Raw genomic sequence first — 18464 nt, 5'->3', positions numbered from 1 at the left:
GATCGGTCGCTCGCCTCTAACGGTGGATTTGCAAATTGCAACCAAACCGCAACATGCAATTTTTGCACCGCGTGATGCCGCGACTGCGACCGCGGCTCAGGACTTCTCGAGTTCCTCCTGCCGCCGGTCGCTCGCCGCTTCGAGCAGGCGCGCCTCGATCTCGGCGAGGCGTTCGGGGGCGGTCACTTTCCCGCCGGTGAGATCGGTCACGTAGAAGGTGTCCGCCGCGCTTTCGCCATAGGCGGTGATATGCGCCGATTGCACGATCAGGTTCGCTTCGTAGAGCGCATGGGCGAGCCGGTTGAGCAGGGCCGGGCGGTCGCGCGCGGTGACTTCGATGACGGTGAAGCGGTTGCTCGCCGAATTGTCGAAATCGACCCGCGGGGCGACATGGAACGCTTTCGCGCGCGAATGGGACAGCGGGCGCGCGGCGAGTTTCGGCACCAGTCGGCCCGTTCCGGCGAGCGCATCCCGGATGCCCTTTTTAAGGCGCTCGATCTGCATGTCCTCGCCCAGCGGGCCGCCATGCCGGTCCTGCACCAGGAAATTGTCGATTGCATAGCCGCTTGCCGTGGTATGGATGCGCGCATCGATGATGTTCGCGCCGGCAAGGTGGATGCCGCCCGCCATGCGGTAGAACAGGCCGGGATGATCGGGCGCGATCACGCTGACGAGGGTCGCGCCGCGCTCCTCGTCGACCTCGCAATGGATCGACAACCCCTCCTCGATCCGGCGCGCCTCGGCATATTGGACGAGATTGCGCGCGATGATGTCCTCGGGCTCGGCGACCCAGTAGGCATCGCCGAGCTTCGCGCCCACCTCGTCCACCAAATCGGACCTTTCGCCGAGCAGCGCACGCACGCTTTCCTTCTTGGCCGCGACCTGCTGCTTGCGCCCCTTTTCCTTGTGTCCAAGACGCAGGCGCTCGGCCGCCGCGTCGTAAAGCGTGCCGAGCAACTGGCCCTTCCAGCTGTTCCATACGCCCGGGCCCACCGCGCGGATATCGACCGCGGTGAGGATCGCGAGATTGCGCAGCCGATCGAGCGTCTTCACCTCGCCGACGAAATCCTCGATCGTCTTGGGATCGGTGAGATCGCGCTTCTGGGCGGTCGAACTCATCAACAGGTGATGGAGGACAAGCCAGGCGACGAGTTCGGTCTCGCGTTCGTCCAGCCCGAAGCGCGGGCCGAGCTTGTGCGCGATGTCGGCGCCGAGCACCGAATGATCCCCGCCGCGCCCCTTGGCGATGTCGTGCAGCAGCACCGCGACATAAAGCGCCCGGCGCGATTTCACCTTGTGGATCTCGCGCGTGGCGCGCGGATGGTCGTTTTCGAGCAGGCCGCGCTCGATCTGCGACAGCAGGCCGATCGCGCGGATCGTGTGTTCGTCGACGGTGTAGTGGTGGTACATGTCGAACTGCATCTGCGCGTTGACCCGCCCGAAATCGGGCACAAAGCGGCCGAATACGCCCGCCTCGTTCATCCAGCGCAGCGCGGTTTCGGGATCGCTCCGCCCCGCCAGCAGGTCGAGGAACAGCGCATTGGCCCGCCTGTCCGCGCGCACGCCCGCATCGATATGCTTCGCGTCGCGGTCGATCTGGCGCAGGGTCCGGGGATGGATCTCCAGCCCCTCGGCCTCGGCGAGCTGGAAAATCTCGATCAGGCGCACCGGGTCATCGGCGAACCAGTCGTCGCCCGGCGCACGGATGCGTCCGCCTTCGACCACGTAGCCTTTCAGCTTGCGCGGGCGCTGGGTCCAACCGGCGAAAAATCCGCTGCGGGTGGTCTTGCGCGCCGATTCGTCGTCGATATGGGCGAGGAAGATGCCGGTCAGCGTGCCGACCCTCTTCGCCTGCATGAAATAGTATTGCATGAACCGCTCGACCGCGCTCTTGCCCGGACGTTCGGCGAAATTCATCGCCTCGGCAATCTCGCGCTGGAGATCGAATGTCAGCCGGTCTTCGGCCCGACCGGTGATGACATGCATGTGGCAGCGCACCGCCAGCAGGAAGGCTTCCGCGCGGCGAAAGCTGCGATATTCGCTCTTCGTGAACAGCCCGACATCGACCAGTTGCGAGGCGGTTTCGACGCGGTGTGTGTACTTGCCGATCCAGTACAGCGTCTGCAGGTCGCGCAGGCCGCCCTTGCCGTCCTTGACGTTGGGTTCGACGACATAGCGCGAATCGCCCATGCGCTTGTGCCGCGCGCTGCGCTCGGCGAGCTTGCGGGTGAGGAAGTCGCGCTCGCTCCCCTTGACGACATCGCGCCAGAAACGCTGGCGCAATTCCTCGTAAAGCCCCTGATCCCCCCAGACCAACCGCCCTTCGAGCAGGGCTGTGCGGATGGTGAGGTCCTCTCGCGCATGGCGCATCGTGTCGGCGACGGTGCGACTCGAATGACCGACCTTGAGTCCGAGATCCCAAAGGATATAGAGGATCGCCTCGATCACCTGCTCGCACCATGGCGCACGGCGCATGGGCGTGATGAAAGCGATATCGACGTCGGAGTGCGGCGCCATCTCGGCGCGCCCGTATCCCCCCACGGCGAGGATGGCGAGCCGTTCCCCGGAAGTGCGATTGGCCGCCGGATAGACATGGGCGGTGACATGATCGTGGATCACGCGCAGCAGCTGGTCGGTCAGGAAGGCGTGGCCTGCCGTGATTTCGTGCCCGGCAGAGGGCTTTTCGGCCAGCCGCCGCGCGAGTTCGGCGCGTCCCTTGTCCAGCGCCCCTCGCAGGGTCTCGATGATGTCCGCACGCGCAGCATCGCCCGGCCCTTCAGCGAGCGCGGCGATCCGCTCGGCAAGGGCGCGGCGGTCGATGATGGCGCGCTGGCCGGGGACGCGTGGTGCGGTCACGGTGTCCCCGGTCGGCCGGGCTGGCGATTGTCGCGGGGCATGACCCTCGATTTAGGCAGCGACCCGTTCGGCTGCAAACATCTGGCGCACGGTGCGCTTGTCGATCTTCTGCGTGCCGAGCCGCGGCAGGCTCTCGCCGGTTACCCAGATGTGCTCTTCGAGCGGGACCTTGAACGGCGCGATCCGGTCGAGCAGGAATTCGCGCAGCTGCGCCGGGCTTAGAGATTCGCGGCCCTCCTTGACATTGAACACCGCCGCCGGGACCTCGCCGAAGCGGTCGTCGGGGATCCCGAAGACCGAGCATTCGGCGATGGCGTCATGCGCGTAGATCGCGTCCTCGACCTCGATGCAGGCGATGTTCTCGCCGCCGCGGATGATGATGTCCTTCTTGCGGTCGACGATGAAGACATAGCCGTCCTCGTCGAGATAGCCGAGATCGCCGGTGCGGAAGAACAGGTCGTCGGTGAAGGCGGCCTTCGTCGCTTCCTCGTTCTTCCAGTAGCCGCGGAAATTGGCCGTCGAACGGATGCAGATCTCACCGATCTCGCCCTGCGGCAATTCCTTGCCCGCATCGTCGAGGATGCGCAGGTCCACCATGGGAACGCTCGCCTTGCCCGTGGAGCCGGGCTTGGCGAGGTAGTTCTCGTTGAAATTGCCGCATCCGACGCCGTTCGTTTCGGTCAGGCCATAGCCGAGCAGCGGGAAGCCTTCGGGGAAGGCCTCCTTGATCCGGGTAACGTGTTCGACCGGACGCGGCGCGCCGCCTGCGGCGAAGCTCTTGCAGGCCGACAGGTCGTATTGCGCGCGGTCGGGGTGGTTGGCGATCTCGTAGCTCATCAGCGGCACGCCGACGAAATAGGTCACCTTTTCATCGGCCATGAGGCGCAGCGCCTCTCCCGCGTCCCATTTCGGCATCAGCACAAGCTTGCGCGCGATGGCATAGGACTGGAGGAAGAGGGGAACCTCGCCGGTGACGTGGAACAGTGGCACTGCGACGAGCGCGCAGGGCTGATCGCTCACGTCCTCGCCGCGGCTTTCGAGCAGCAGCTTGGCCATGGCCGACTGGCTGACATAGCTCATCGTGCCGTGGACGACGCCGCGATGGTCGGACCATGCGCCCTTGGACTGCCCGGTTGAACCGGATGTGTACAGGATGGTCGCAAGGTCGTCCGGGCCGAGCTGGCCGAGCATCGCCATGGCGACCGGGGTCTCGCCCTCGGCGGGCGCTTTCCAGACATTGGCGAGGCCCTCGGACGGCGCGTTGCCGTGGTCGAACAGGACGGTTTTCGCCGGGTGGTCGGTGCCCTCGAGCCGCTTCGCGCGGCCTTCGTCGGCGAGGACCAGCGAACATTCGGCGAGGCGCACACCGTAGGCGAGTTCCTCGCCCGACCAGAAGCCGTTCAGGAGAGTCGCGCAGCCGCCCGCCATGATCGTGCCCATATAGGCGATGATCCAGTTGGCCGAATTGCGCGCGGCGATCCCGACCCGATCGCCCTTCGCGATGCCGTGATCGCGCACGAGGCTCTCCGCGACGCAGGTCGCCGCGGCCCAGCTCTCGCCGAAAGTCATCCGCACATCACCATCGACGAGGAAGGGCACGTCCTTGTGTTCGTTGCAGAAATGGGCGAAATAATGCGCCAGGCTCGGCGGCGCGCCGGCGAAAGCGGGCATGGTGACCCCGTCGCGTTCGAACGGCACGGTGGCGAAGGGCTGTCCCTCCTTCGTCAGCTCGGTGATGATTGCCTCGAGCGCATTGTCCAGCTGTGTGGGCATGTGCGAAAACCTCTCCTCTCGATCCCGTTTTAGCCACTTCGCCTCGGGGGCGGCAAGCGGCTGATCCCATGGGCATCGGCGCATCCGACCCGCGCGGCCCGGCCGGGCCCTTCCATGGGAGGGTGCGCTGTGCCAAAAGCCGCGGCGGGCGCCAGGCGCCGATACGGCATATCATCGCTATTAAGAGGTTCCATTGGTGCTGTCGATACTTGCTGCAAGCGGCGCGGCTGGAGCAGCCGATCCGATCTACTGGTCCGATCTCGGCCTCGTGCCGGGCATCCCGATCGGCCCTTTCACGCTGCGCTTCTATTCGCTCGCCTACCTGATCGGCGTGATCTTCGCCTACTGGCACCTGTCGAAGATGATCAAGGCGCCCGGCGCGCCGATGGCGCAGCGCCACGCCGACGACCTGTTCTTCTACTGCACGCTGGGCGTCATCATCGGCGGCAGGCTCGGCTATGCGGCGTTCTATACCGGCGGCGACACCGGCATTCCCAGCGCCTTCACCGATTTTTCCGGCGACGGCTTCGTCAGCTGGAAGCTGCTGCGGCTGTGGGACGGGGGAATGAGCTTTCACGGCGGCCTGATCGGCGTGCTCGCCGCGATCGCGTTCGTGTCGTGGCGCGGCAAGCTCGATTTCCTGCGGGTGTGCGATTATATCGCGGTCAATGTGCCGATGGGCATGATGCTGGGAAGGCTCGCGAATTTCGTCAATGGCGAGCTGTGGGGGCGGCAGACCGATGTCGCCTGGGCGATGATCTTCCCCGGCGCGGGCGAGGTTCCGCGCCATCCCAGCCAGCTTTACCAGGCCGGGCTCGAAGGGCTTGTGCTGCTGGTCGTGCTGCTGGCGCTGTTCTGGAAGACCCGCGCGCGCTATCGCCGGGGGCTCTTGGTGGGCATTTTCACGCTGGGCATCGGAATTGCCCGCTTCGTTAACGAATTTTTCCGCGAACCGGACCCACAACTGGCTGAATTCGCGGCTCGAACCGGACTTTCGATGGGGCAATGGCTGACCATACCGCTGATCGTGATTGGATTGATTGTCACGCTTTACGCCGTGACGAGGAAGCCGGTGGCAGCCGGGCGGGCCAAGGATCCCCAGGCCGCCTGAACGAGCATGAATGGCGCCCGCGCGGCCTGCGCTTGATCGACCCCGACGGGAGCGAAACGTTCGCGGGCGAGAACCCGGGCGTGCGCGAAGCGGAAGCGAAGGCGAAGGCCGCAGCCGCAGCCGCAGAAAAAGCGCGCCGGGAGGCCGAGGCACGCGAGAAGGCCGAGGCCGAACGACAAGCCAGACGCAGGGCGCGCGAGGAAGCGCAGGCGAAAGCCGAGGCCGAGGCCCGCGCTCGCAAGGAAGCCGAAGCGAAGGCTCGCCGCGAGGCCGAAGAGAAGGCAAGGGCCGCAGCGGCGGCGAAGGCGAAAGCGGAAGCCGAGGAGCGCTTGCGCAAGGAGGCCGAGGAGAAGGCGCGCCGCGAGGCCGAGGAGAAGGCGCTGCGGGAAGCCGAGGAGAAGGCGCGCCGCGAGGCCGAGGAGAAGGCGCGGCGCGAAGCCGAGGAGAAGGCGCGCAGGGAAGCCGAGGAGAAGGCTCGGCGCGAAGCCGAGGAGAAGGCGCGCAGGGAAGCCGAGGAAAAGGCGCGCCGCGAGGCCGAGAAGAAGGCTCGGCGCGAAGCCGAGGAGAAGGCGCGCAAAGAAGCCGAAAAGCGCGCCCGCGAGGAGGCTGAAGCCAAGGCGAAGGCCGAAGCCGAAGAAAGGGCGCGCATCGAAGCCGATCGCAAGGCGGCGAAGACCCTCGGCAAGACCTTCCGCCGCCTGATCCGCGAATCCGGACCGATCAGCCTCACGCAGTACATGGGCGAGAGCAACGCGCGCTATTACGCCTCCCGCGATCCGCTCGGCGAGGATGCCGACTTCATCACCGCGCCCGAAATCAGCCAGATGTTCGGCGAACTCATCGGCCTGTGGCTCGCCGACCTGTGGGTCAGGATGGGTTCTCGAAAGCGTATCCATTACGTCGAACTCGGCCCCGGCAGGGGCACCCTGGCGAGCGATGCGCTGCGCGCCGCCGGGCGCTACGGCTTCGACCCGGAGGTCCATTTCGTCGAAGGCAGCCATGCGCTGCGCAAGGTCCAGCGCGAGGCCTTCCCGGGTTGCATCCATCACGACGATCTTTCGACCCTGCCCGAGGACTGCCCGCTGCTCATCGTTGCCAATGAATTCTTCGACGCGCTGCCGATCCACCAGCTCGTCCGCTCGGCGCAGGGCTGGCACGAACGCATGGTCGGGCTCGACGGGGACGATCTGGTTTTCGTCGCCGGGGACAAGCCGATGGATGCCGTCGTCCCGCCGAGCTGGAAGACCGCCGCGCAGGGGACGATGATCGAGACCAGCCCCGCCGCCGTGACCGTCATGGGCGAGATCGCGACCCGGCTGAAGGAACAGGGCGGCGCGGCGTTGATCGTCGATTACGGTGCGGAGGAACTGCGCGCAGGTTCGACCCTGCAGGCGATTCGCGCGCACGAGAAGGTCGACGTGCTCAGCGCGCCGGGCGAGGCGGACCTTACCGCCCATGTCGATTTCGAACTGCTGCAGCTGGTCGCGGCGAAGCACGGGGCGGAGGTCATGGGCCTCCAGACGCAGGGCGAATGGCTCCGCCAGCTCGGCATCGACACGCGGCTGGAGGCGTTGCAGCGCAAGAACCCGGCCGATACCGAGGTGCTCGCGCGGCAGCATGCCCGGCTGACCGCCGACGACCAGATGGGGCTTTTGTTCAAGGTGTTGGGCGTGTGCGGGCGGCGCTGGCCCATCGGGGCGGGCTTCGACTAGGGCGTGCGCTTCGTGCTATGGCCACTGGCATGGATCCGCGCCCGGCCTTTCTCGCCCTCGCCCTCATCTTCGCCGCTGCCCCGGCGAGCGCCGCGGATCCGATCGCCGGGCGGTGGATAACCGAGGAAGGCGATGCGGTCATCAAGGTGGGCGCGTGCGGCAAGTCGGTCTGTGGGCGGATCGCGCGCTTCCTCGTGCCGCCGCCCGACGGCGCGGACCAGCGCGACATCAACAATCCCGACCCCGCGCTGCGCCGACGCAAGCTGCTGGGCCTTCCGGTGCTCTTCGGTTTCGCGGAAGAGGACGATCTATGGCGCGGGCGGATCTACGATCCCAAGAGCGGCAAGAGCTATCGTTCGGTGGTCCGGCGAAAGGGGCCGGGCCGGCTCGAGGTGAAGGGCTGCATCGCCTTCTTATGCCAGACGCAGGTCTGGACGCGCGCGCGCTAGAGCCCGATTTCCTCCGCCAGCCAGCGCGCGGCCTCGGCTGGGCTCGCCTTCTCTTCGTCCTTGCGGTCGACCATGTAGTTCGCCTGCCGCATCGCCTCGACATCGATCGCTTCGATCAGCGGGTCGAGCACGGCTTTAAGCCTTTCATCGCCCGCCACGCGCGGGGACAGCATCAGCATCGCGTCGTAGGAGGGCAGCGCCTCCTTCGGGTCGTCGAGCACGACGAGGTCATAGGCCGCGATCCGCCCATCCGAGGTATAGGCGCTTATCGCGTCTGCCTCGCCCGAGACCAGCGCGTTGTACATGAATGTGGGCGAGAAATTGCGCGTCTCGGCAAAGCGCATTCCATACGCGTCGCGCACCGAAATCCATTCCGGGCGCTCGAAGAATTCGGGATCGCCGCCCACGGTCAGGCGCGGGGCGACGGGGGCGAGATCGGTCAGGGTTTCGATGCCGAGTTCTCCGGCCCGGTCGCGGCGCATGGCGAAGGCATAGGCGTTCTCGAAACCTAGCCTTCCCAGCACCAGCACGCCGTTCGTTTCCATGTCCCACGCCTTGATCCGGCGATACATTTCCTCGCGCGGCGCGCTGTCCTCGCGCTTCATTTCATTGGTCCAGATGGTGCCGGTATAGTCGATCGAGATGTCGACGTCCGAACTCGCTACCGCGCTGTGGACCACGGCCGAGCCGAGGCCGTCGCGGTATTCGACGCTGTACCCGGCCTCCTCGAGCTGCATCCCGACGAGCTTGGAGAGGATATATTGCTCGGAAAACTGCTTGGCCGCGATCACCACCGTGTCATCGTCGTCGCCCGCGTTCTGGTAGGCGAGCGCGCCCGCAACGCCGGCCGCCACGGCCACGACGCCCGTCGCCCACATCCAGCGCCGTCGGGTTGCAAGGCCCGTCTCGATCAGGCCGAGCAGGCTGTCCGCCACCAGCGCCAGCCCCGCGCTCGCAACGCATCCGGCAAGCACCAGCGCCCAGTTCTGGGTCTGGAGGCCGGCGAAGATCGGGTCGCCGAGGCTCGGCTGGCCGATCGTCGTCGAAAGCGTAGCCGCGCCGATCGTCCACACGCTTGCCGTGCGGATGCCCGCCATGATGAAAGGCGCCGACAGCGGGGCTTCGACAAGCGCCAGTTTCTGCCACGGCGTCATGCCGACGCCGTCGGCCGCTTCGAGCACGCCGGGATCGAGATTGGCCTGTGCGGTGACGGCATTACGCAGGATCGGCAGCAGGGCGTAGAGCGCGAGCGCCAGCAGGGCGGGAAGGAATCCGAGCGTCGGCAGGTCCTCCCCGAACACGGCGCGCAGGGAAAGCAGGATCGGGAAGAACAGCGCCAGCAGGGCGAGCGCGGGAATGGTCTGAACGAGGCTTGCGAAACCGAGCGCAAGGCGCGCGACGGGCCGCGAACGGCTCGCCCACACGGCCAGCGGCAGGGCGACCGCTATGCCCAGCCCGATCGCCGAGGCGGCGAGCACGACATGCGCGGCGAGCTTGTCGCCCAACCCCAGCAGGATGTGCCCGAATCCCTCCACTATCCGCGCTCCATCCGGGCGAGCTTTTCCGCCTGATCGCGCGGGACAGCGACAAGGCCCTGCGCGATCTCTCCGCCCTCTCCGGCCAGCAGCGCCTGCGGTGTCTCGTCGGCGACGATATGGCCTTCGTCCATCACCAGCACGCGATCGGACAGCAGCAGAGCCTCGGCCATGTCGTGCGTGACCATGACCGTGGTGAGGCCCAGCCGACCGTGCAGGGCGCGCACCGTTTCGCCCAGCGCATCGCGGGTGATCGGATCCAGTGCGCCGAACGGTTCGTCCATCAGCAGCAATTCGGGATCGCCCGCCAGGGCGCGCGCCACGCCGACGCGCTGGCGCTGGCCGCCCGAAAGCTCGTCCGGCATGCGCGCGGCCATGTCCGCGTCGAGTTCGACGAGGCCGAGCAGTTCGGCGATCCGCTCTTGTGAAAGGGTCTCCCCGGCAAGGCGCGGGCCGATCGCGATATTTTCGCCCACGCGCATGTGCGGGAACAGGCCGATGCCCTGGAAGACATAGCCGATCCGTCGGCGCAGGGTCGCCGGGTTGGCCTGCGCCACGTCCTGCCCTGCGAACAGGATGCGGCCCGCACTCGGCGCGACCAGCGTATTGACCGTCTTGAGCAGGGTCGACTTGCCCGACCCCGACGCCCCGACCAGCGCGACGAAACTGCCCGCCGCGATCTCCAGGCTGACCCCGCCGACCGCCACGATCTCGCCGGCTTCGCCATAGCGGCGCTCGACCCGCTCGAAGGCCAGCAGCGCGCCGCTGCGCCCGGTCCCGTTCCCTGCCATTGCCTGATGCCTAGCTTTCGTCCGCTTCGTCGGCGTCGTCCGTGATGGCGGAGCCGTCCGCGTCGCCCGTTTCGGGGGGGAGATAGTTCACGCGGCGCAGTTCGATCGCCCGCCCGTCCGCATCGAGCGCGCGCATTGTCCCGTCGTCCTCCATTCCCTGTGTGTCCCAGCACGCGCCGAGCCGGTCTGCGGCCTCGGGCATGAAGCACAGCTGCCCGTCCTCGCGTCTCCGCCATGCGCCCTGCTGCAGGAACGCGCCATTGGCAAAGTCGCGATACGTGCCGTCGGCATCGAAATAGGTGGTATAGACCGAGCCGTCTTCGCCGATTGCGAGCCAGCCGGTTCCGGCCATCGCGGTGCGCTCGGCTTCGGCTTCGGCTTCGCTTGCGCCGCCGTCGTCCTGAGCGGTTTCCGCATCGCCGCCGCCGGTCGCCGTGGCGGCGGGGGAGAGAACCTCGGCGTCCCCGCAGCCGGCGAGAAGGAGCGGGGCGAGACAAAAAGGATAGAACAAGCGGGTCACGGTGCGCGAGCCTAGAGCCGAACCGCGCCCGCGCCAAGAGCGGCGCGTGCGGCGCGCGGCGGGACCTAGCCCGCGATCTGAGCCTGCGAGACCGCGATCCGTACGCGCAGCCCGTCGGGCCGCCATTCCTGGGCGATCGTCCCGCCGAGCTGGCGCTCGATCGCCATCTTCATGAGGCGGGAGCCGAACCCTTCGTCCGCTGGCGGGCGGGTTTCCGGGCCGCCGCTTTCGGTCCATTCGATGACCACCGTCTCGCCGTCGCGCGCAATGTGGATCGTAACGCGCCCCACTTCGCTGCCGAGCGCGCCGTATTTCGCCGAATTGGTCGCCAGCTCGTGAAAGGCCAGCGCGAGCGGGGTCGCCGCCCGGCGGCCGGGCTCGATCGTCTCGCCGGTGATGACCACCGCTTCGGACCCCGGCACCCCATAGGGCGCCATCAGCACACGCAGCAATTCCGCCAGGTCGCTCGCGCGGTTCTCGCCCAGTTGCAGCGCATAATCGTGCGCGCGGGAAAGCGCGCGGACATGGTCGGTCAGCACCTTGGCAAATTCGCTATGCGCCGCAGCGCCGCGGGCATGGAGCGAGATCAGGCCGATGATGACCGAGAAGATGTTCTTGATCCGGTGGGCGAGCTCTCCTGCGAGCAGCTCGCGCTCTTCGGAAATGCGGTGCGTGTCGTCGATATCGGTGATCGTCCCGAACCAGCGCGCGGTCGCCGGGTCGCGCGAAGAGGGAACCGCGCGGCTGAGCACCCAGCGGTAGCTTCCGTCGGCGACGCGTAGGCGCCATTCGTCCTCGAACAGCGCAGCGCTTTCCATCGCCTCGCGCAGCTTGGAGAGGCTGGCCTCGAAATCCTCGGGATGGATGACCGCACGCCAGTCTTCGACAGTGCGCGGAGGCTCGCGTCCGGTAACCCCGCTGAAGCGCGCGTTGAAATAGTCGAACTGCATTCCGGGCGAGGCCGACCAGGCGATGTCGGGCACCGAATCGAGCATGAATTGCAGCCGGTCGGCGCTGGCCTGGATCTCGGCCACGTTGCGGCGCGCCTGGCGGTGGGTCTCGACCCGCCGCTTGACCGCTTCGGCCAGCACGTAAAGCCCCTCGCGCTGCATGTCGGTAAGCCCGCCGGGGCGTGGCTCGCTGTCGGTGACGCACAGCGCGCCGAGTGGGGCACCCTCGGCCGAGACCAGCGGCACGCCGGCATAGAAGCGCAGGTGCCGCTCGCCCGCCACCGCCTCGAACCCGGCGAAGCGTTCGTCGCCGCTTGCATCGGGAACTTCGAGGATGTCGGCGCCGAGCATCGTGTGTGCGCAGATGCTCGTCGAACGTGCCGTATGGTCGGTGTCCCAGCCGGTGCGGGCGATGAAATACTGCCGCTCCGCCTCGACGATGCTGACCGCCGCCTGCGGCGTTTCGCACAGATGCGCGGCGAAGCGGGCGAGCCGGGCGAGTTCGGGATCGCCGTCCAGCCAGTCCATCTCGAAACTCGCGAGGACGACGAGACGGTTCTCCTCGCGGCAATTATCGCGCGTGGGCGGGGTGCCGTTCGGCCAGGGGGAAGGCTCGGGATGGGTCAGCTGCGTATCCTTCGCGGCAGGTCGCCTCGAGCCTTTGCCATACAACAACGCCGCGCCGCGTCAAAACACGCCTTATGCGCCCATGGGCCCCTGTCAGTGTCGCTTGGCCCGGACGGCCATTTGCCTTTGGGGTGCGCGTTGCTATGCGCCTTCCCGGTAGAGAAAGGTGCCGCGCAATCCGACCGGAACGGCGCGCCCCGAGAGCAGCAGGACATTCATGAGAGCCACCCCCGATTTCGATTTCCAGCTCGGCGACACTGCCGAGATGATCCGCGACACCACCGCGCGATTTGCCGACGAGCAGATCGCCCCGCTTGCCGAGAGGACCGACCGCGAGGACCGTTTCCCGCGCGAACTGTGGCAGCCGATGGGCGAGCTGGGCCTGCACGGCATCACGGTCGAGGAGGAATGGGGCGGACTGGGCCTCGGCTATCTCGAACACGTCATCGCGGTCGAAGAGGTCAGCCGGGCGAGCGCCAGCGTGGGCTTGTCCTACGGCGCGCATTCCAACCTCTGCCTCAACCAGATCCGCCGCTGGGGCAATGACGAACAGAAGGCGAAATACCTGCCCGGCCTCATTTCGGGCGAGAATGTCGGCAGCCTCGCCATGAGCGAGGCGGGTGCGGGCTCCGACGTCGTCTCGATGAAGCTGAAGGCCGATGCCGTGCAGGGCGGCTATGTCCTCAACGGGACGAAATTCTGGATCACCAACGCGCCCGAAGCCGACACGCTGGTCGTCTATGCCAAGACCGACAGCGAGGCGGGATCGCGCGGCATCACCGCCTTCGTCATCGAGAAGGGCGACGAGGGTTTCTCCATCGGCCAGAAAATCGAGAAGGTCGGGATGAAGGGTTCGCCCACCGCAGAGCTGGTGTTCGACGATTGCCACATTCCCGAGGACCGCGTGATGGGGCCGGTCAATGGCGGGGTCGGCGTGCTGATGAGCGGGCTCGACTATGAGCGCGTCGTGCTTGCCGGGCTGCAGCTCGGCATCATGCAGGCCTGCCTCGATTGCGTAATTCCCTATCTGCGCGAGAGGAAGCAGTTCGGAAAGCCCATCGGGTCTTTCCAGATCATGCAGGCCAAGGTCGCCGACATGTATGTCGCGCTGCAATCCGCGCGCGCCTACACCTATGCCGTGGCGAAGGCCTGTGATGCCGACCGCACCACGCGCTTCGATGCGGCGGGCGCGATCCTGCTCGCGAGCGAGAACGCTTTTCGCGTTGCGGCCGAAAGCGTGCAGGCGCTGGGCGGCGCGGGCTACACCACCGACTGGCCGGTCGAACGCTACATGCGCGATGCCAAGCTCCTCGACATCGGTGCGGGCACGAACGAGATCCGCCGGATGCTGATCGGGCGCGAATTGATCGGGGCGGCAGGGTGAGCGAGACCGGCCTCGCTTTCCTGCAATGGTACGGCGCGGGTGCGGGCCTGCTCGCGGCGCTTATGGTCTCGCTCAACCTCGGGGCGAAGGTGTCAGGGTGGGGCTTCGTCGTCTTCCTCACCAGCTCGATCGCGCTCGTTGCGTGGGGGTTCCTCAACGACGAGGGGCAGGCGGTGGGGTACCAGAATATCGGCCTGTTCGCGATCAACGTGCTCGGCGTTTACCGCTATCTCATCGCCGGGCGCGATGAGGATACGCCCGAAACGGAAGAACCCACCGCATGAGTGCACCCGTCCTGACCTCGAAACTCGACCGCGAAGCGCCGGATGCCAAGGCGCGCTTTGCGCATAACAAGGGCCTCGCCGACGACCTGCGGGCGAAAGTCGCCGAGGCCGCGCTCGGCGGGTCGGAACGCAGCCGCGAACGCCATGTCGGACGGGGCAAGCTGCTGCCGCGCGAGCGGGTCGAACGCCTGCTCGATCCCGGCTCGCCCTTCCTTGAGATTGGACAGCTCGCCGCCAACGGGATGTATGAGGGGGACGTCAACGCCGCCTCCATCATCTGCGGGATCGGGCGCGTTTCGGGTCGGCAATGCATGATCGTGTGCAACGATGCGACCGTAAAGGGCGGGACCTATTACCCGATGACGGTCAAGAAGCACCTGCGCGCGCAGGAGATCGCGCAGGAGAACCGCCTGCCGTGCATCTACCTCGTCGACAGCGGGGGCGCGAACCTGCCGCACCAGGCCGAGGTCTTTCCCGACCGCGACCATTTCGGGCGCATCTTCTTCAACCAGGCGAACATGAGCGCACTCGGCATCCCGCAGATCGCCTGCGTGATGGGTTCCTGCACTGCCGGGGGCGCCTATGTCCCGGCGATGAGCGACGAGACCGTGATCGTCCGCAACCAGGGCACGATCTTCCTCGCCGGACCGCCGCTGGTGAAGGCCGCGACGGGGGAGGAGATCAGCACCGAGGATCTGGGCGGCGGCGACCTTCATGCAAAGAAATCGGGCGTGGTCGATCACCTCGCCGAGAATGACGAGCACGCGCTCACCATCGTGCGCGACATCGTGAGCCAATTGGGCGCGAACACCGGCGCGGCGAAGGACGTTGAAGTCCGTGACCCGCGCCCGCCCAAATTCTATGCCGAGGATCTCTACGCGATCATCCCCGAGGACGTGCGAGCGCCCTACGACGTTCACGAGGTGATCGCGCGGCTGGTCGACGGGAGCGAATTCCACGAATTCAAGGCGCAATACGGCTCCACGCTCGTGTGCGGCTTCGCCCATATCTGGGGCATGCCGGTCGCGATCCTCGCCAATAACGGCGTGCTGTTTTCCGAAAGCGCGCAGAAGGGCGCGCATTTCATCGAGCTCGCCTGCCAGCGGCGCATCCCGCTGCTGTTCCTGCAGAACATCTCCGGCTTCATGGTCGGCGGGCGGTATGAGGCGGAAGGCATCGCCAAGCACGGGGCGAAGCTCGTCACCGCGGTCGCCACGGCATCCGTGCCGAAGGTCACGGTCGTCATCGGCGGCAGCTTCGGCGCGGGCAATTACGGCATGTGCGGGCGGGCCTATTCCCCGCGCTTCCTGTTCACCTGGCCCAATGCGCGCATCTCGGTGATGGGCGGCGAACAGGCCGCGAGCGTGCTCGCCACGGTCCATCGCGATGCCGACAGCTGGTCCGAGGAGGAGGCGGAAGGCTTCAAGGCCCCGATCCGTCAGAAATACGAGGACGAGGGCAATCCTTATTACGCCACCGCGCGTTTATGGGACGACGGGGTGATCGATCCCGTCCAGACCCGCGACGTGCTGGGGCTTGCCTTTGCCGCCTGCCTCGAAGCGCCGATCCCCGAACACCCGCAATTCGGCGTGTTCCGGATGTAAGCTTTGCGCAACCCCCATGCTTTCCCTTGCGTAACTTACCCGGCTTGGGCCAAAAGAGCGTGTCTGGGAGGGATCTTTGCTGCATCAACCGGTCGAGGCGGGCCATGCGCCGCGCAAGCCCACGCTGCTCTCGCGCATCGTGCGACGCGTTATCCTGTGGGTCTATGTGTGGAAGGGCTGGACGATCGAGGGATCGCTCCCGAAGCATCTGAGGAAATACGTGATCGCGGGCGCGCCGCACACGTCGAACTGGGATTTCGTCTTCTTCGCGGGCGCAACCCACAGGGAAAACATCCTCCCGAACTTCATGGGCAAGCACACCCTGTTTCAGGGCATGATGCGCAATTTCATGCTCGACATGGGAGGTATCCCGGTCGACCGCACGAAAAAGGCGAACGCCACCGAACAGGTCGCCGCCGAATTCGCGCGGCGCGACGACCTCGCGCTGGTGATCGCCTGCGAAGGCACGCGCAAGTCCGACGGAAAATGGCGATCGGGCTTCTACCACATCGCTCGCGCCGCCAACGTGCCGATCGTGCCGGCCTATGCCGATAACGAGAACATGATCATCGGTTTCGGCGATCCGCTCGTCCCGACCGGCAATTACGGGGAGGACCTGCTCAAGCTGGCGCTATGGTTCCGCTCAAAGCTTCCCGATTACGAACGGTTCAAGGTGTTGGAACAACAGGCGCGCGATATCATTGCGGGACGTAACGATGTTTGAAGCTCTTGCCATCAATGCCGCCATCCTGATCGCGCTGGTGCTCGTCCAATGGGCGATCTCGGTGCGGATCGACGATGTCTCTTTCATCGATGCCTTCTGGGGCGCGGGCATGGGCGTGCTGGCGATCACGAGCTGGCTGCAGGTGGAGCGACCCGGCGCGCTCGCCACGCTGCTGATGGTGATGACCGCGGCCTGGGGCTTCCGGCTCGGCGGATACCTGTTCCGGCGCTGGCGGCGCGAGGGCGAGGACAAGCGTTACAAGATGATCCTGAAAAAGGATCGCGAGAAAGGCAATTTCGCCGTCGCCGCGCTGGTCAAGGTCTGGCTCATGCAGGCGGTGCTGCTGTTCCTGGTGTCGAGCCCGGCGCAGGTCGGCATTCTCGCGACCACGCCCGGGACGGCGCCGGGTTGGCTGACATGGCTGGGAGTGGCGATCTATGCGATCGGCATATTCTTCGAGTGGGTCGGCGACTGGCAGCTTGCCCGGTTCAAGGCGGACCCGGCGAATGAGGGTGCGGTGCTCGACACCGGTCTGTGGCGCTATACCCGCCACCCCAACTATTTCGGCGATTTCGCGGCGTGGTGGGGGATCTGGCTGGTCTGCGCGAGCGTGGGCTGGGGCTATGCTGCCGCGACCGTGATCGGGCCGCTTTTCCTGTCCTTCACGCTCACCAAGTGGTCGGGCGTGACCCTGCTCGAAAAGGGCATGGATCGCTCCAAGGGCGACAAATACGCAGATTACAAGCGCCGGACCTCGGCCTTCCTGCCGCTTCCGCCGAAATCCGATACGCGCGCGGGGGCGAAGGGCTGACCTGCGCGCCGCAGCCTGCGCGTCAGGCACGAATTTTGCCGCTTCGCCTTTAAGCCGAAGCCTCCGGGCCCTATGTCTTACGTAGATTCTCACGAAGGCGCGAGGCGATCATGGCACTCTCACGGCAGGACCGCGAGGCGGAAAGACACCGGATCGCGCGCTTGGTTCTCGACCTCGTCAAGCAGCGCGGGACCGAGATCCCCTACCAGACGGCCGTCGCCGAAAGCGGGCTGACGCGCGCGCGCTTCGAACAATTGTTCGAGGATTACGACGACCTGTTCGACGCGATCGCCCAGATCTGGCTGCGCCGCCATATCGAGGTGATGGAGGACGTGCTGGGTGCAGACCTGCCGCCCCCGCGCAAGATGTACGAATTCTTCCGACGCCGCTTCGTCATCAGCCGTCAGCGTTTCCGGGACGATCCGGAATATTTCACCATCGTGTGCGAAATGGGCGCGGCCAATTTCGAGAAGGTCCGCTCCTATGTCGACCTTGCGGACCATTACCTGTGCGAACTGATCGTGCAGGCCCAGGCCGACGGCTATTTCGCCGGGCTCACGATCGACGAGGCGCTCTCGCTCATCAACCAGATGGTCCAGCCCTACACCATGCCGGAGGCGCTGATCTATGTCGGCGACAAGCTGACCGAGGACAAGCTCGCGCGGATCGTCGATACCATGTTCATCGGCCTGACGGGCGAGACGGGCGGCGGTGCGCGCGGGGTCAACACGCTGCGCGTCGCGTCCTGATTGCTCAGCGCGTCCACCAGTCGCGGGACGGATCGTCGGGTGCGCGCCCGCCGCGGCGCTGCAATCGGTCGAACAGCCCGCCTTCGGTGCGCATGGTCGAGGGCGCGGTGCGGTTCCAGTCCATCACGTAAAGCCGCTCGGTTATGCGCCATGCCGCGTCCGCGCCCCTAGCAAGCCGGTCGAGATAGCGCCCGCCGACGACCAGTTCGATCTCGCCCCCTTCCGGCCCATCGAGAAAGTGATGGGCCACGCAATAGGTCTCCGCACGCGCCTCGTCGCCGTCGATCTCGCAGATGACGTTGCCGATATTATGATGGGTCAGCCGCATCGCGCCGAGGCCTTCCATCAGGTCGGCGATCGTCTCGTCGCGCGCCGTCGCGCCGTCGCCGTAATCGATCCGGGCGTCGGGGGCGAAGACGCGCCGGAGCTCGGCCGGGTCGCAGCGGTCGACCCCGCGGCAGTATCGCGCCAGCACGTCGTGGATGGCGCAACGGTCGGCGAGCTGTGCGAGATCGGGACGGGACATGGGCGCAAGACTAGGGTGTCGGGGCTGGCGAATGCATTGTCATTTTGGACAATCCCCA

Annotated in this window: 16 protein-coding genes; 9 read left to right on the top strand and 7 right to left on the bottom strand. The window is 66.4% G+C overall.

The window, feature by feature from the left end; all coding sequences use genetic code 11:
- Positions 1 to 96: 96 nt before the first annotated feature.
- Entirely contained in the window at positions 97 to 2856 is a 2760-nt protein-coding gene (locus tag RIB52_RS09810) for a [protein-PII] uridylyltransferase (RefSeq protein ID WP_350175242.1), read from the bottom strand.
- 51 nt (positions 2857 to 2907) lie between these two features.
- Positions 2908 to 4629 (bottom strand): class I adenylate-forming enzyme family protein, encoded by a 1722-nt coding sequence (locus tag RIB52_RS09805; protein WP_350175241.1) that lies wholly within the window; start codon positions 4627 to 4629, stop codon positions 2908 to 2910.
- A gap of 196 nt (positions 4630 to 4825) precedes the next feature.
- On the opposite strand from RIB52_RS09805, the gene lgt reads away from it, so the two are divergent.
- Genes lgt through RIB52_RS09790 form a run of 3 tightly spaced genes read left to right on the top strand, consistent with a single transcriptional unit; the run spans position 4826 to position 7901 of the window.
- On the top strand, positions 4826 to 5740 hold the full coding sequence (lgt, locus tag RIB52_RS09800) for a prolipoprotein diacylglyceryl transferase (protein ID WP_350175240.1): 915 nt from the start codon (positions 4826 to 4828) through the stop codon (positions 5738 to 5740).
- A 32-nt stretch (positions 5741 to 5772) separates the two neighbouring features.
- Positions 5773 to 7452: a class I SAM-dependent methyltransferase gene (locus tag RIB52_RS09795; protein WP_350175239.1), complete on the top strand. Its 1680-nt coding sequence runs from the start codon at positions 5773 to 5775 to the stop codon at positions 7450 to 7452.
- A 17-nt stretch (positions 7453 to 7469) separates the two neighbouring features.
- On the top strand, positions 7470 to 7901 hold the full coding sequence (locus RIB52_RS09790) for a DUF2147 domain-containing protein (RefSeq protein WP_350175238.1): 432 nt from the start codon (positions 7470 to 7472) through the stop codon (positions 7899 to 7901).
- Here RIB52_RS09790 and RIB52_RS09785 read toward each other — a convergent pair.
- From RIB52_RS09785 to RIB52_RS09770, 4 genes are all read right to left on the bottom strand, one after another.
- Entirely contained in the window at positions 7898 to 9436 is a 1539-nt protein-coding gene (locus tag RIB52_RS09785) for an ABC transporter permease/substrate-binding protein (RefSeq protein WP_350175237.1), read from the bottom strand. The genes RIB52_RS09790 and RIB52_RS09785 overlap by 4 nt on opposite strands.
- On the bottom strand, positions 9436 to 10227 hold the full coding sequence (locus tag RIB52_RS09780; protein ID WP_350175236.1) for an ATP-binding cassette domain-containing protein: 792 nt from the start codon (positions 10225 to 10227) through the stop codon (positions 9436 to 9438). The genes RIB52_RS09785 and RIB52_RS09780 overlap by 1 nt, the downstream gene beginning before the upstream one ends.
- A gap of 10 nt (positions 10228 to 10237) precedes the next feature.
- Positions 10238 to 10747, bottom strand: a complete 510-nt coding sequence (locus RIB52_RS09775; RefSeq protein WP_350175235.1) for a hypothetical protein — start codon at positions 10745 to 10747, stop codon at positions 10238 to 10240.
- Positions 10748 to 10812: 65 nt separating this feature from the next.
- Positions 10813 to 12372 (bottom strand): sensor histidine kinase, encoded by a 1560-nt coding sequence (locus RIB52_RS09770; protein WP_350175234.1) that lies wholly within the window; start codon positions 12370 to 12372, stop codon positions 10813 to 10815.
- 169 nt (positions 12373 to 12541) lie between these two features.
- Between RIB52_RS09770 and RIB52_RS09765 the strand changes: the two genes are divergently transcribed.
- The 6 genes from RIB52_RS09765 to RIB52_RS09740 all read left to right on the top strand — a co-directional run bounded on the left by RIB52_RS09765 (position 12542) and on the right by RIB52_RS09740 (position 17880).
- Positions 12542 to 13708: an isovaleryl-CoA dehydrogenase gene (locus RIB52_RS09765; protein ID WP_350175233.1), complete on the top strand. Its 1167-nt coding sequence runs from the start codon at positions 12542 to 12544 to the stop codon at positions 13706 to 13708.
- Positions 13705 to 13992, top strand: coding sequence for a hypothetical protein (locus RIB52_RS09760; RefSeq protein WP_350175232.1), 288 nt, complete (start codon positions 13705 to 13707; stop codon positions 13990 to 13992). The genes RIB52_RS09765 and RIB52_RS09760 overlap by 4 nt, the downstream gene beginning before the upstream one ends.
- On the top strand, positions 13989 to 15596 hold the full coding sequence (locus RIB52_RS09755; protein ID WP_350175231.1) for a carboxyl transferase domain-containing protein: 1608 nt from the start codon (positions 13989 to 13991) through the stop codon (positions 15594 to 15596). The genes RIB52_RS09760 and RIB52_RS09755 overlap by 4 nt, the downstream gene beginning before the upstream one ends.
- A 76-nt stretch (positions 15597 to 15672) precedes the next feature.
- The gene (locus RIB52_RS09750; RefSeq protein ID WP_350175230.1) at positions 15673 to 16320 is read left to right on the top strand and encodes a 1-acyl-sn-glycerol-3-phosphate acyltransferase; all 648 of its coding nucleotides are present in this window, start codon (positions 15673 to 15675) and stop codon (positions 16318 to 16320) included.
- Positions 16313 to 17131: a DUF1295 domain-containing protein gene (locus RIB52_RS09745; RefSeq protein WP_350175229.1), complete on the top strand. Its 819-nt coding sequence runs from the start codon at positions 16313 to 16315 to the stop codon at positions 17129 to 17131. The genes RIB52_RS09750 and RIB52_RS09745 overlap by 8 nt, the downstream gene beginning before the upstream one ends.
- A gap of 110 nt (positions 17132 to 17241) precedes the next feature.
- The gene (locus RIB52_RS09740; protein WP_350175228.1) at positions 17242 to 17880 is read left to right on the top strand and encodes a hypothetical protein; all 639 of its coding nucleotides are present in this window, start codon (positions 17242 to 17244) and stop codon (positions 17878 to 17880) included.
- Between the two features lie 4 nt (positions 17881 to 17884).
- On the opposite strand, the gene RIB52_RS09735 is transcribed toward RIB52_RS09740, so the two are convergent.
- Complete coding sequence (locus tag RIB52_RS09735) at positions 17885 to 18406, bottom strand: nuclear transport factor 2 family protein (RefSeq protein ID WP_350175227.1); 522 nt, start codon at positions 18404 to 18406, stop codon at positions 17885 to 17887.
- Between the last annotated feature and the right edge of the window lie 58 nt (positions 18407 to 18464).

The organism is Erythrobacter sp. (assembly GCF_040217515.1).
In the GTDB taxonomy this organism is placed as follows: Bacteria; Pseudomonadota; Alphaproteobacteria; order Sphingomonadales; family Sphingomonadaceae; genus Erythrobacter.
This window is presented reverse-complemented; position numbering and strand designations above follow the sequence as displayed.